Origin of the sequence: Kordia sp. (assembly GCF_022447245.1) — a bacterium.
Taxonomy (GTDB): Bacteria; Bacteroidota; Bacteroidia; order Flavobacteriales; family Flavobacteriaceae; genus Kordia.
Window position 1 is genome coordinate 119,489 of sequence record NZ_JAKVBC010000005.1, and the last position, 16,068, is coordinate 135,556.

Sequence of the window (16,068 nt, forward strand, 5' to 3'; positions counted from 1 at the left end):
TTCTCAATGTTACAATTAATTTATTATCAGATAATTATTGAAATTTAAAAGTGTGAAAAATCTACTACGAAATATATTTTTAGACTTATCAAATAAAAAGCTAACTGAAGCAGAAGCTTTGGAAAAGATAAGAGCAATCAAAGCAACACAAAGACCTACGGCAGAAAGTACATTGTATGCGAGTCCAACTTGGAAAATAGTTGAAAATATACGTGATGATCAGGCAAAAATTGCAGCACAACATGTCATTTTGATACATGCTACATCCGATTTGCAAAAGCAATTGAGCAAGCAACTTTCGGAAAGTACAATACACAATGTAACTGCAAACCTCACTTCTGTTGCAGCGAATTTTACTAATATGGCATTGTCTTGTTTTGAGATTATCAAAAATATTCTTGAAAATAAACTTAAAGGAACAACCTATGTGCAAATTGTGTTGGGCACTTCCGTAGAAGAGAAACTGTATGAAGGATTAGCTGCGTTGTTAAAAACGACAACCTTAGAAAATCATAATCTTGTTGGGCAACTCATTATTTCCGATCAAAAAACTGCTGTAGAAAAACTTGCGAAAGAATTGCAAGCAGAAACAGCACAAGTGACAGATGCAGTTATAAAATATGAAGCAGATAAAAGATATGTAAAACGTTTAGAAGAAGTTCAACAACAAGCATCAGAGAATACTATTTACAAAGAAAATGGGGTCTATCTGATAACTGGTGGATTTGGAGGAATAGGAATTGCGTTTGCCAAAGAAATTCTTCAACAATTAGAAAAAACAGCTGTCATTCTAGCTGGACGTTCAAAATTAACTTCTGAAAAGAAAAAAATACTAACACAGCTTTCAACAAAAAACAAAACACTACAATACATTCAAATGGATGTAACCAATGCGCAAAATGTAGTTGAAAGCATTGAAAGTATAGTGAAAAATCACAAAAAGTTGCACGGAATTATTCATGCAGCAGGAATTAATAAAGACAATTTTATACTTAAAAAATCGGTTGCAGAATTCCAAGAAGTAGTGCAAGCAAAAATAGCAGGAACCTACAATATAGACGAAGCTACAAAGGCAATTGACTTAGATTTTATCACGTATTTTTCATCAATTGCTGCATGGTTTGGAAATCCTGGACAAGCAGATTATGCGGTAGGAAATGCTTTTATGGACGAATTTGCCAAGTATCGAAATCAACTAGTAGCATCAGGAAAACGCAAAGGAAAAACACTTTCCGTAAATTGGCCACTTTGGGAGAATGGAGGTATGGAGATTGATCAAGAAATCAAATCTAGATTGCTAGAAGAAACAGGCTTCATTCCATTAGACGATCAAACAGGAACTTCCATATTTCAACAAGCAATCAACACTAATTACTCACAAATTTTAAGTGTAAAAGGTGCACTTGATACTATAAAAAACACAGTATTCAGTCAAACTGAGAAACTTCAAAAAGAAGAAATACAAATAACAGAAACCATAAGTGAAGAAGAATTATTCAGCAAAACAACAGCATTTGTGCGCGATGAATTTTCAAAAATCATCAAATTACCAGCGCGTGAAATTGAAACACATGTTGCTTTAGAAAAATATGGAATCGATTCTATCCTAGCTATGAACTTAACAGGTCAGCTAGAAAAAACATTTGGACGACTTTCTAAAACCTTGTTATTCGAGTATCAAACCATTGATGAATTGAGTGCATATTTAACTAACAATTTTGCGGCCAAACTAACGGCAAAGTTTTTACCAAATACTGCAAAACAAACAGTTTCTAATGCTACAAAAAAGACTTCACCAAACAAGTCGAAGCACAGGAAAACAGTAAGAAAGAAACTAAAAACACAACCAACGCAACAGTTCAATACCGTAGAAATACCAAAAAATACAAATCAAAACGATCCTATAGCCATCGTAGGTTTAAGTGGGCGTTATCCAGCATCTGAAAACATTCAAGAATTCTGGAACAATTTGCAACAAGGGAAAGACTGTATCATTGAAGTTCCAAAAGATCGTTGGGATTGGAAAAAACACTACAGCAACGATAGAACAGAACCGAATCGTCATTACAGCAAATGGGGCGGATTCATTACAGGAGTAGACGAATTTGATCCACGTTTCTTCAACATATCTCCAAGAGAAGCCAAAAATATTGATCCGCAAGAGCGTTTATTCTTGCAACACTCGTGGATGGCAATGGAAGATGCAGGATATACACGCGAACGTTTGCAAATAACATCAGAAAATGATTTGTCGGGACAAGTAGGTGTATATGCAGGCGTTATGTATGGAGAATACAATCTCTCAGGAAGTTTGGCAAGTATTGCAAACAGAGTCTCATACGTACTCAATCTGCATGGACCAAGCATCACTTTAGATACCATGTGTTCCTCATCACTTACATCGGTACATTTAGCCTGCCAGGATTTAAAATCTGGACGTACAGACATGGCACTTGCTGGTGGCGTAAATGTAAGTATCGATTCCAATAAATATCAAATGCTCAGTACAGGGCAATTTATCTCAAGTGATGGACATTGTCAAAGTTTTGGAGAAGGTGGTGACGGTTACATACCAGGCGAAGGTGTTGGTGTAGTTGTATTGAAACGATTGTCGGATGCAGAAAAAGATGGCGATCATATCTACGGAATCATCAAAGGTAGTGCGTTGAATCACGGAGGAAAAACCAATGGCTATAGTGTGCCAAATCCACGTGCGCAAGCCAGCGTGATCAGTCGCGCTTTACGAGAAGCAAACATACATCCGCGACATATAAGCTATATAGAAGCGCATGGAACAGGAACCAAATTAGGAGATCCTATTGAAATTACGGCACTAAACAAAGCTTTTGGAATTGATAATGAACAACATTTCTGTCAATTAGGATCTGCCAAATCAAACATAGGACATTGTGAATCAGCCGCAGGAATTGCAGGCATCACAAAAGTACTGTTACAATTACAGCACAAACAAATTGTTCCTTCATTACACTCAGAAAAACTCAATCCACATATCGATTTTGAACATACACCATTTGTGGTGAATCAATCTTTAAAAACCTGGGAAAATCCAATAGTGGATGGTCAAATCATTCCGCGAATTGCAGGAGTTTCTTCATTTGGAGCTGGTGGCGCTAATGCACATATTCTTATCGAAGAATACAATCCAATCAAAGAAAAATTTGCAACGCATACTCTAAATACAGAAGTTGCGATCGTTCTATCGGCACGAACACAGTCACAACTTCAAGAAAAAATACAAGAGCTTGTTCAATTTTTACAAAACAAAGAAAACAAACTGGATCTATTAGCAATTGCATTCACGCTTCAAACAGGTAGAGAAGCTATAGACGAACGCTTTGCTATTACAGTCGTTTCTGTTCAAGAATTAGTAGAAAAATTGAGTACATATCTTAACAATACATTAGCAGCTACAGCATATCTTCAAGCAAAAGTAAAAGACCATAAAAATGAAGTTTTAGACTTTAAATCTAATGTCAACTATAAAGAAACACTTTCAACTTGGACTAAAAATGGAGACTACACACAGCTCTTAACTTGGTGGACTAAAGGAATTGACGTTCCATGGAATGAAGTATACACAAGCAAACAACCGCAACGAATTAGCTTGCCTACGTATCCATTTGCCAAAGAAAGCTATAGATTGACACCTGAAGAAAGAGGTCGCGTAGCACAAGAAACGACAAAGGCAACCCTTCATCCTTTCGTACATGAAAATACGTCAAACATTTCGGAAACGCGTTTTAGTACAACCTTTGGAGGTGATGAACCGTATGTAAAAGATTTTAGCATTCATAAAGAAAATCAGAAGTTTTATGGATTGCCGTTTTCAGCAAGTATCGAAATGGCTAGAGAAGCAATTGCACAAGCAATTCCAAATACGACAGAAAATACAATAGTAGCCATTACAGATGTAAAATTTGGAGCGTTTATCAGACATACTGAGGAAATACCGATACACATTGCAATTCTTCCTGAAAATGACATGGCAATTGCGTACGAAATCTACAGTCAACATGAAGAAGAACACATTCACGTACAAGGAAAAGCGACGTACATTGATAAAAAATCAACGATACAATTAGATACAAATGCTTTGCGTCAGCAAATGACAAAAACGGTCATTGCAGGAGCTTCACTTTTTGTAAATACTACGATTGAGCATGGAGCAATATACCAAAGTATCAAAACACTATATCTTGGAAACAATCAAGCATTAGCACATTTACAATTGCCATCAGAAGCAGTAAGAGATCTAAAAAATTATACCGTACATCCAAGTATTTTAGAAAGTACAGTACAAGCGGTAGCAGGAATCATCGGAGATCAAAATCAACAAGGAACAACGACGATTATTCCAACGGCAATACATACAATAAACATATATGGTTCATGTACAAGTGAAATGTATGCTTGGATTCGCTACAGTGAAACCGCTACACAATTAGACAATGAAATAACACTAGATATTGATATTTGTGATGCAGACGGAATCGTTTGTGTAAAATGCATAGGTATTTCTTTTAGCACTTCCGTAGAAAGTACTCAGAGCGAACCCATTGCAAGGACAGCAGCTGCAGTACAAGAAATAACGCCAGTGGAAATGGAGGAAACGCCACAAGAAATTTTCTTTAGCACTTTAGTGGAATCTTCAAGGTTAGCAACGGAAACGGACATAGAAGGCAGAACGCCTAATTCATTAGAAAAACCTTCGACGATCAAGTTGGCAACTCCAGAAGCGATTGTGTTTGATAAGAAACTTGCTGCAGGTTTGAAAAAAGGACGAGTACAACTTACACGTGATAATTCAGTTCAAACAATACGCACAACAACTCCAAAAATACGCATATTCAATACAGGGAAAGGTATTTACAAACTGCAATTAGAAGCATCTAAACTAGATAGCATGCTGATTTCACAACTCAAAAGTGCGTTGCAGAAACTCACCAACGAAGAGCACCTAAAAGTGCTTCATATTGTAGGAACACATACTGACTTTTTACACGGAGACAATGAAAGTTTTAATGAAGCTTTAGATCAAAAACTATTAGAAGCGTTGATTTCGTTTCCATATCCAATCATTGCCAACATGGAAGGAAACGCTTCCAATGTTGTATTCTTACTCGGTTGCTTATGTGACTTTATGATTTGCAATGAAACAGCAACATACAGTCTCTCACAAACAAATAATGAACTTACACAGCTTTTCAATGAACGTTTTGGAGACGTTTTAGCAGCAGCCATATTAGAACCAAATAAGCGTTTTACAGGAACACAGCTCAAAGAAGTTGGATTCACTATGCCAATTGTTGACTCAAAAGAAGTAACAGCCACGGCAGAAAAATTAGGAGAAAATCTAGCAGAAAAGTCACAGTTGTCGTTAGGTTTACTAAAGCAACATCTTTCAAGGCATCTTGCAGAAAAGGTTCGATCGTTAACAGCAATTGTAACAGAAGAAACAATAGCTTTTGAAACCATACCAGTTTCAAACACAAAGTACATCAATATAAAATACACAAATGATCAGGTTTGTGAACTTACGATCAAGGAAACCAAATTAAAAGGGATTCAAGTACTTGTTAAAGAAATAGACACATTGATCGCAAGTGTGAATACAACAAAAAATCATCTTCCGCTAATTTTAAAAAGTGAACAAGCGAGTTTCATCCCAGAAACAGCAAAAGATACAGATGTTTTAAAACTTTCAGAAAGCCTCTTCAATTGTAAATATCCAATCATAGCAGTATTCAACCAGTCACCAAGTGCAAAAGCATGGTTTATAGGTTTGCATACAGACAAAGTTATTTACAAAGAGTCTTCAAATTATACAGCAAAAGGATTACTAGCAAATAAAGTATTAGCATCACAAGCAAAGTTGATGTTTACCGCGCGTTATGGAGCATTGGCAAGTAAAGAGATTCTGTTATTAGACAAAACATTCAGCGGAAGCGAATTACAATCATTAATTCCAACACTTAGAACAACAGAAGAAAACGAACTTGCAACAACATGGGCGCAAGAAATAAATAGTGTAAAAGCTTGGAAAGCTGCTGTAAACAATATAATTACAGAAAAGCAGTCACAAGTATCAAGTTGGAAAGTAGCTTCTATTGAAGAAGAAAAAACACCAGAAGAAGGAGCAGTAGCCTTACAATCATCTGTAATCAAAGCTGTAGCGCACAAAAATGGAGTCCTAGAAGTTCGCTTAGAAGAACGAAGCGCAAAAAACATGTTTACAGACGCCTTTATGGCTGGTGTCAACGAAGTTTTTGAACACATAGAAAACAATGCATACAAAGTAATCATCCTCACAGGGTATGACAACTATTTCGCTTCAGGAGGTACAAAAGAAGGCTTGGTTGCCATTCAAGAAGGAAAAAGTAAATTCACGGACACCAAGATTTTCCAATTAGCGATGGAATGTAAAGTTCCAGTAATTGCTGCCATGCAAGGACATGCCATTGGAGCAGGTTGGGCAATGGGAATGTATGCCGATTTCACAATATTCAGTAAAGAACGAAAATACAGAAGTCCGTACATGAACTACGGATTTACGCCAGGAGCAGGAGCTACCTATATTTTCCCAGAAGTTGTAGGATACGATTTGGCGCGTGAAACTTTATTTACCGCCAATGAATATAGTGGTTTGGATTTTCAACATAAAGGACTTTTGTTACCTGTGTTATCTAAAGATAAGGTGGTATCTCATGCTATGGAATTGGCAAAAATGATTGCACAAAATTCCAGAAACACATTGATAGCCTTCAAACGTCAATTAACCCAAAACCGTATTGCGGAAGCGGAAGCAACCAAAAAGCTAGAAGTAGCAATGCATGAGGAAACATTTGTCGGAGATGCAGTTACATTACAGCAAATTCAAGAAAACTTTACACACAAACAAACGATTACGACTAGCGATAAAGTAAAAAATATTGAAAATGAAGCGATCATAGTTTCTGAAGAAAATTCCATTTCGGATATTGTCGCAACGATCAAAAAATTCTTAGCGAACGAATTGCATTTGCATGAAAATGAAATTGAAGAAGATGCACAATTTGTCGACATTGGTTTAGATTCTATCACAGGAGTTACCTGGATTCGAAAGATTAATGAGTATTACAAACTTTCGCTAGAAGCAACACAAATCTATACCTATACGACATTACAACAACTAGGTAATTTTATTCAAGAAGAACTTGGAACAGTAGTGAATGCAACGAAAGAAATAAAATCCATTGCGGTTGCAGCACCTACTATTGAAACAACAGTGTATGAAGAAGAAATTGTTGAAGCAGTAGATGAAGTATCTGATATTGTTGTGACGATCAAAAAATTCTTGGCAAGTGAGCTACACTTAGAAGAAAATGAAATTGACGAAACAGCTCAATTTGTAGATATCGGTTTAGATTCGATCACAGGAGTTACGTGGATCCGAAAAATAAACGATCATTACAAAACAAGTATAGAAGCCACACAAATCTATACCTATCCAAGCCTGAATAGTTTAGGTGAATTTATCCAAGAAGAATTACAACGACTAGGATTGGCTAAAAACACAAAAGTTCAAGTCAAAAAAGTAATAACGCAACCAGCAAATACGGTTCAACAGAAAGTATCAAACGCTGTACATCATATACAATTTGAAGAGCGAAAACTAGTTTCTATTCGCACACAAAATTCAATCAAAAAGCATACGTCAAAACCAAACAATTACGCATCGCAACCTATTGCCGTTGTTGGAATGGCAGGACAATTCCCTAAAGCGGAAAACATTCTAGAATTCTGGGAAAATATTGCACAAGGAGAAAATTGCATCACGGAAGTTCCGAAAGAACGTTGGGACATCAATGAATATTACAGAGAAGGGACGCCATCTTCAGGGAAAACCAATAGCAAATGGTTGGGAAGTTTGCCAGGATATGATCAATTTGATCCCTTATTTTTCACTATTTCGCCAATAGAAGCAGAAAGTATGGATCCGCAACAGCGCTTATTTTTACAATCATGTTGGCATAGTATTGAAGATGCAGGATATAATCCGCAAGCACTCTCAGGAACAAAATGTGGAGTTTTTGTAGGTTGTGCAACAGGTGATTATCAACTACCATCAAGAGAGCAACAACTGAGCGCACAAGGATTTACAGGAGGAACTTCTTCTATTCTAGCAGCACGAATTTCATACTTCCTAAACTTGCAAGGACCCTGTATCGCATTAGACACTGCATGTTCTTCATCATTAGTTGCCATTGCGAATGCCTGTGATAGTTTAGCTTCTGGAGCAAGTGATGCAGCATTAGCAGGTGGAGTATATGTGATGACTGGACCAGAAATGCACGTCAAAACAGCACAATCTGGAATGCTTTCGATAGATGGAAAATGCCATACCTTCGATCAAGAAGCAAATGGATTTGTTCCTGGGGAAGCTGTGGGAGTTGTGATGTTAAAACGTTTGGAAGATGCTGAACGCGATCAAGATAATATTTATGGAATCATCAAAGGTTGGGGCGTAAATCAAGATGGAAGAACCAATGGAATTACTGCGCCAAATGCAGCATCGCAGACAAACTTAGAACAGGAAGTATACGATCGATACGAAATCAATCCGGAAGAAATTCAACTGATTGAAGCACACGGAACAGGTACCAAACTTGGTGATCCAATAGAAGTAGCTGCGTTGAAAAAATCGTTTAAAAAATATACAGAAAAAGAACAATATTGCGCCTTAGGATCTGTAAAAAGTAATATTGGCCATTGTTTAACGGCAGCAGGTGTCGCAGGATTCATCAAAGTAATGAAGGCAATGGAACATAAAAAATTGCCACCAACCATACATTACAATCAACTCAATGAGCACATTTCTTTACAACAAAGTCCTTTTTATGTAAATGATCGTTTGCAAGATTGGGAAGTAGGAGTATTTGAAACACGTCATGCAGCTATCAGCGCTTTTGGTTTTAGTGGAACAAATGCGCACTTGGTGATGAGTGAATATATTACTGAAACAATAGATAATGCGCAAATCAATGTCATCACGCAACATAAAAAATACCTCATTCCAATTTCTGCACGCAATGAAGAACAATTGGAAATTCAGGTTGAAAATCTTCTGGAATATGTCAAAGAAAATGTAGCTATGATGGATTTGGTTGAAATGGCATACACGCTTCAATTTGGTCGTGAAGCTATGGAAGCACGTCTAGGTTTTATGGTCACTTCTGTAGAAGAACTCATCGAAAAGTTAACCGCTTATTTACAAGGAGAAGAACTGATCAAAGATTACTACAAAGGGCATATCAAAGAAAACAAAGAAGGACTCAAATTGGTAAGTGGCGATCAAGAAATGAAACAACTGATTGTAGAAAAATGGGTTGCAGATAAAAAATTAAACAAGTTGCTCGATTTATGGACAAAAGGATTGGATTTTGATTGGAGTATTTTATACGGAAATCGCAAACCAAAACGTCTGCGTTTACCTAGCTATCCATTTGCAAAAGAACGTTATTGGCTTGAACCAACAACCATTTCATATACAGCAGCTGTACAAGAAGAAGCAAGAGCAAAATTGCATCCTTTATTACATAAAAATACAGCAAACTTAGCAGCACAAGGATTTAAAGATGCAACGCAAAAAGAAGATGCTTCTACTGAAATAAAACGTAAAAAAATCAAACGCATCAACTTGCCAACTTATCCTTTCGATTTGGAAAAATGTTGGCCAGAACCAGCTCAGAAAAAAGTAGAAACTTCTACAGAATCGACACTCGTATTTAAAGATATAGGTGCTATAGAAGATGTTATTGAGCGCATAGACGGTGAATTATTAGACACAGACGAAGCAGTATTATTATTAAAAGACTTGCTATAAAATCGGGTCAAAAATTCACAAAAAAGATTTCAAATTTCCATCAGCATAAAAAGACACATAAAATGATAGATTTTATTGAATACATAGTTTCAGAACTAAAACAAAAGAGACTATCTAAAGGAAATGCTTTATCTCTGATAAAACAATTTTCACAAAAATCATCCACGAAAGCAGTACAAAAAGCAATTCATCCATTACTGCATACCAATACTTCTGATTTTTATCAGCAACGGTATAGTACTGTTTTCGATGGAAGTGAACCATTTTTGTCAGATCATCAGGTGCGACTAGGCGAAAGTAATTATATGAAAATATTGCCTGGAGTAGCCTATTTAGAAATGGCGAATGCAGCGGTGGAAAATGCGTTGCCAAATATCACAGAAACGCATTGTATTGAGTTGAAAAATGTTGTTTGGATGCAGCCGTTTTTTGTGAATGGAGACAAGGAAATTCACATTGCATTGCTAACAGAAGATGAAGAAAACATACAGTTTGAAATATACAGTAATGAAAATGAAGATCAGGAAATCATTCATTGCAAAGGTGATATACAGTATGCTGAGAAAAAAGAAAATATTGTACTAGATATTGAAAAACTTACAGCAAAGATGCAGCGTAGCGAATTGCAAATGGCTGAAATTTATAAAACATACGATCAATTAGGATTACAATATGGCGAGACGCATCAAGTAATTTCTAAAATCTATCAAGGAACTGATGAATTGATTGCCAAACTAGTACTTTCAGACGCTTCAAAAAGTACAAAAGATGTCTACACACTTCATCATGGAATGCTTGATGGAGCATTGCAAGCTAGCCTAGGTTTGGTAGACGATTTGGCAAACCTTTCGGGAAGTCCCATGTTGCCATTTGCTTTGGAAAGCATTCAAATAGTTGAGGCGTGTACAAACGAAATGAACGTTTGGATTCGTTATTCGGAAGGCGCTAAAAGTACAGATACAATTACAAAATTAGACATTGATGTATGTGATGCAGATGGAATGGTTTGTGCGCAACTTAGTGGATTTACTTCAAAAACATTTGCTGCGTCTACTATTAAAACGATGGCTAATTCAAAAGCTTCAACAGTGGTATATGCTGAACAAATTTGGAAAGAAACAAAAGGAGAAACAGCCGATATAGCCTTTGAACATCATGAAATTCTCTTTTATGACTTTTCTAAGAAAGAAGTACAAGCTATTGAAAACAAATTATCGAATGTAGTGTGCAATACATTAGAAGTTTCTTCAGATAAAAACATAGCAGAAATATATGAAGAAGTGTCGCTTCAAGTATTTGAAAAAGTACAAGCAATCATTCAAAAGAAGCTAAAAGGAAAAGTAAACTTACAATTAGTATTTAAAAATACTCCTGAAAATCAATTACTCACAGGAATCGTAGGTTTACTAAAAACAGCCTCCTTAGAAAATCCAAAATTCTCTGGACAAGTCATTTTTACAGATCAACATATTTCTGAACAAATTATAGATCAGCTACGATTCAATCAAACAAACTATGTGGATACGGTTGTAAAATATGAACATAATACACGCTATGTTTGGCAATTTAAAGCTGTAGACGTATCTACATCAGAGCCTGCTATTTGCCTTAAAGAAAATGGTGTATACGTTATTACAGGCGGATTTGGTGGTTTAGGAATCATTTTTACAAAAGAAATTTTAAAACAAACTCCAAAAGCTACAATTATTCTCACAGGACGTTCTGAACTGACGACAACTAAAGAAGCCAAACTAAAAGAGCTTACCCAAAATGGAGGAAAAATAAGCTACCGACAATTAGATCTATCAAGCGAAACAGAAGTTCATACGTTTATAACTAGTATCAAAGAAGAATTTCATCAGCTCAATGGAATCATTCATGCTGCAGGAATGACAGCAGACAATTTTATTCTTAAAAAGACCAACGAAGAATTCACAACAGTACTTACGCCAAAAGTAATAGGAACCTATCATTTAAGTACCGGAATACAAGAATCAGATGTGGATTTTATACTATTGTTTTCTTCTGGAGTAGCAGCATTAGGAAATGCAGGGCAAGCTGATTATGCACTTGCAAACGGATTTTTAGATCAATTTGCTAACTATCAAAATAAGCAACAAAGCAATACAAAATACATCGCAGTCAATTGGCCATTGTGGAAAGATGGAGGCATGGGACTTCAAACAGAAATGCTAGAAAGAATGGAACAAGAAACAGGTGTACGTCCATTACAAACTGTCAATGGATTAACGGCATTTCATCGGGCACTTTCTCTTACAGCTTCTACGTTATTTGTATTGGAAGGAGACGCGCAAAAAATACACACATTACTCTTTGAAAAACCTGTTGTTGAAGTAGTGCAAAAAGTAACCGAAGCAACGCAAAAAGAAGCTACGACAGCAGACACATCTGATAACTTACTTGAAAAAACGAGTGCATACTTGCGAAAAGAATTTTCATCAGTATTAAAAATATCACTGCATAAAATTGATACACGAGCTGCTTTAGAACGCTACGGAATCGACTCTGTAGTTGCAATGAATTTAACAGGAAAGCTAGAAAAAACATTTGGTACCTTACCTAAAACACTCTTTTTTGAATACCAAACTATTGATGAACTAAGCGAATACATAGCAGCAAATTTTCAAGATAAACTACAAAGTTTATTCTCTATTGAAAAAACAGCAAAAACGTCGTCGATACAATCAGTTGTAAAAGAAATTAAGAAGGAACAAATTCCAACACGTACTCGAACACAACGAAGAAAATTTAAAGCAACAGCACAGCATCAAAATTCATATGCAAAATCCTTAGAAACGGTGATTAATGAACCAATTGCGATTGTAGGATTGAGCGGAAGATACCCTGAGTCGATAGATGTTGAAACCTATTGGAATAATTTAAAAAATGGAAAAGATTGTGTAACCGAAGTACCAGCACAACGTTGGGATTGGCGTGATTTTTACAGTGAAGACACATCAAATCCTGGAACGCATACCAGCAAATGGGGCGGATTTATTTCGGGAGTAGATGAATTTGATCCACGTTTCTTCAATATCTCACCAAGAGAAGCAAGTTATATAGATCCGCAAGAACGCTTGTTTTTACAACATGCTTGGACAGCTATTGAAGATGCAGGATATACACGTCAAACATTACAAATTCCTACGGAAAACGATCTACCTGCTCAAATAGGTGTGTACGTTGGTGTCATGTATGGCGAATACAATTTATCGGGAAGTTTGGCTAGTATTGCCAACAGAGTTTCGTATTTCTTAAACCTTCACGGACCTAGTATGACCTTAGATACCATGTGTTCTTCATCACTCACTGCAATACATCTGGCGTGTCAGGATATCAAATTAGGTCGTACCAAAATGGCAATTGCAGGAGGTGTTAACGTAAGTATTGATGCTAACAAATACAGCATGTTAAGTACTGGACAATTCATTTCGAGCGATGGTCATTGTCAAAGTTTTGGTGAAGGTGGCGATGGATATATTCCAGGAGAAGGCGTAGGCGCAGTGATCTTAAAACGCTTGTCAGATGCAGAAAAAGACAAAGATCATATCTATGGAATCATCAAAGGAACAGCACTAAATCACGGCGGAAAAACCAATGGATACACAGTGCCAAACCCACATGCGCAGGCAGCTGCTATTTCCAGAGCATTGCGTGAATCAAATACAGATCCAAAACATATAAGCTATGTGGAAGCACATGGAACAGGAACCAAATTAGGTGATCCTATAGAAATAGCTGCATTGACAAAAGCCTATAAAATAGCGCCAGAAAATAGTCATTGTTTGGTAGGATCGTCCAAATCAAATATTGGACATTGTGAATCGGCTGCAGGAATCGCAGGATTTACAAAAGTGTTGTTACAAATGAAGCACAAACAAATTGTACCTTCATTACACTCAAAACGTCTCAATCCAAATATTGATTTTGAAAAAACGCCTTTTGAGATCAACCAAACCTTGCGGAACTGGGAAAAACCTGTGATAGCAGGAAGAACCATTCCGCGTTTAGCAGGATTATCTTCGTTTGGTGCAGGCGGTTCTAATGCACACATCATTCTTCAAGAATATGAAAGTGCAACAACCGATACGCATACAACAAAAGCAACTGAAATTTTGGTGCCTTTATCAGCCAGAATTAAAAGTCAATTGCAACAAAAAGCAACGGACTTACTAGCGTTCATTAAAGGAAATAAGCAAAAAATTAATGTACTAGAGCTCGCTTATACATTACAAGTAGGAAGAGAAGCCATGAATGAAAGAGTTGGTTTTATAGTGACTTCTATCGAAGATTTAATCGAAAAACTAGAAGCATTTGTAAAAGGAGAAACGGAGGTTGTTGAAATCTATCGAGGTCAGGTACATCAAAACAAAGAAACCATTTCATTATTTAATTCAGATGAGGATTTTCAAGAAACCATCAATAAGTGGATTGATCAGAAAAAATACGCTAAAGTCATAGACTTATGGGTAAAAGGATTGGAATTAGACTGGAATAGTTTATACGGTGATGAAAAAATACAACGCATCAGTTTACCAACCTATCCATTTGCCAAAGAAAAATACTGGAATGCTCCTGAATTACGTGGAAAAGTATTGCCGCAAACTCAAAATATTGCTACAGTACATCCATTGTTGCATATGAATACTTCCAACTTTGATCAGTTGCGTTTTACAACAACTTTTAGCGGGAAAGAATTTTTTGTAAAAGATTACCAATTAAAACTGAATGGTACCGGAGCTCAAAAAGCATTACCAGCATTGGCAAGTCTTGAAATGGCACGCGCTGCAGCGGAATATGTAAAACCCGTAGCAAAAAAGATGAATACGCTGACCTTAAAAGCTATTCTTTGGGGAAAACCATTTATTCTTACTACGAATCATCAATTCCATATCGTTTTAGAAAAAGAAAATGCAAGTGAGCTGTATTTTGAAATTGCAAGTCAACAAGCAGCAACAGAAATCATTCACGCACAAGGACAAGCAGTGTATGAAGAAGCTAAAGCAACGGTACAATATGATCTTGCAAAACTTCAAAATGAATTAGCTACAAATACGAAGTATGCGCAAGAAATTTATACCGCATTTGCAATCATGGGACTGTATTATGGAACGTCTAATCAAGTGATTCAAAAAGTAAATACGAGCAAGAACGTGCTTTTGGCCGAAACCATTTTGCCACAATCCATCGAAAACAGCCTCACTGATTTTGTGTTGCATCCAAGTATGTTAGACAGTGTAGTACAGGCAGCTATTTGCTTAGTAACCGATTTAAAACTATCGGAAAACTACATGTACATTCCTGTGGTACTAGACGAGCTTACGCTATACAGAAGTTTTACCAAAAAAATGTTTGTATTAGTGCAGCATGCTGAACATAAAGCTGTAGCAGATTCTGTAGCTATCAATGCTGATTTTTGTGATGAAAATGGAATTGTTTGTGCGCAACTAAAAGGACTGCAATTGCAACAAATACAACTAGACAGAACCATCAAGCAGCAACCAATTGCATTGAATATTGAAGCATTGTCGGCACCAATTGAATTTCTAGCCTCTAAAATAGAGAAACCAAACGATGTACAATTACGAGAACTTTCTACCTATATACTAATAGAAGCAGCAACAATTTTACCAAAACCGAACAATATTGATTTGAGACAGACAAATATTGTACAAAAAGCGGTTGCTCATGAAGAAAAACCTGTACTAAAAAAGATTCGTCTGGAGGATGTTTCAACTACGAATGATGCGCCAAAAATTAGAAAAATTACGATTCCAGAAGTAGAACCGATTGCATCACAGAATGATCGTACTGAAGTCAAAGTAACACCTGTAGTTACTAAAAAAGCAGCGAATACAAATATTGGAAATACATTCTCGAAAGAATCACTAAAACAAATGCTCATCAATACACTTGCAGATGCACTGTATCTAGAACCGCATGAAATTGATGCTGACCAATCATTCATTGATATTGGACTCGATTCTATCGTAGGCGTAGAGTGGATTAAGACCATTAACAAAAAACTGGAAATGGAGTTGTCTTCCACTAAAATTTACGATTACGCTACCATCAATGCGCTTGCTAAATATGTCTACAGTGAATTGCAACAACAACAGCGTTCTTTCGCAAATGTAGTTTCCTAACCAAAAACAAAAAATAAA

Annotated in this window: 2 protein-coding genes; both read left to right on the plus strand. The window is 36.4% G+C overall.

Features of this window, described 5'->3' with window-relative positions:
- Nucleotides 1–52 precede the first annotated feature (52 nt).
- Complete coding sequence (locus tag MK119_RS05345; RefSeq protein WP_290671594.1) at nucleotides 53–9,883, plus strand: SDR family NAD(P)-dependent oxidoreductase; 9,831 nt, start codon at nucleotides 53–55, stop codon at nucleotides 9,881–9,883.
- Nucleotides 9,884–9,945: 62 nt separating this feature from the next.
- The gene (locus MK119_RS05350) at nucleotides 9,946–16,050 is read left to right on the plus strand and encodes an SDR family NAD(P)-dependent oxidoreductase (protein WP_290671596.1); all 6,105 of its coding nucleotides are present in this window, start codon (nucleotides 9,946–9,948) and stop codon (nucleotides 16,048–16,050) included.
- Nucleotides 16,051–16,068: the final 18 nt, after the last annotated feature.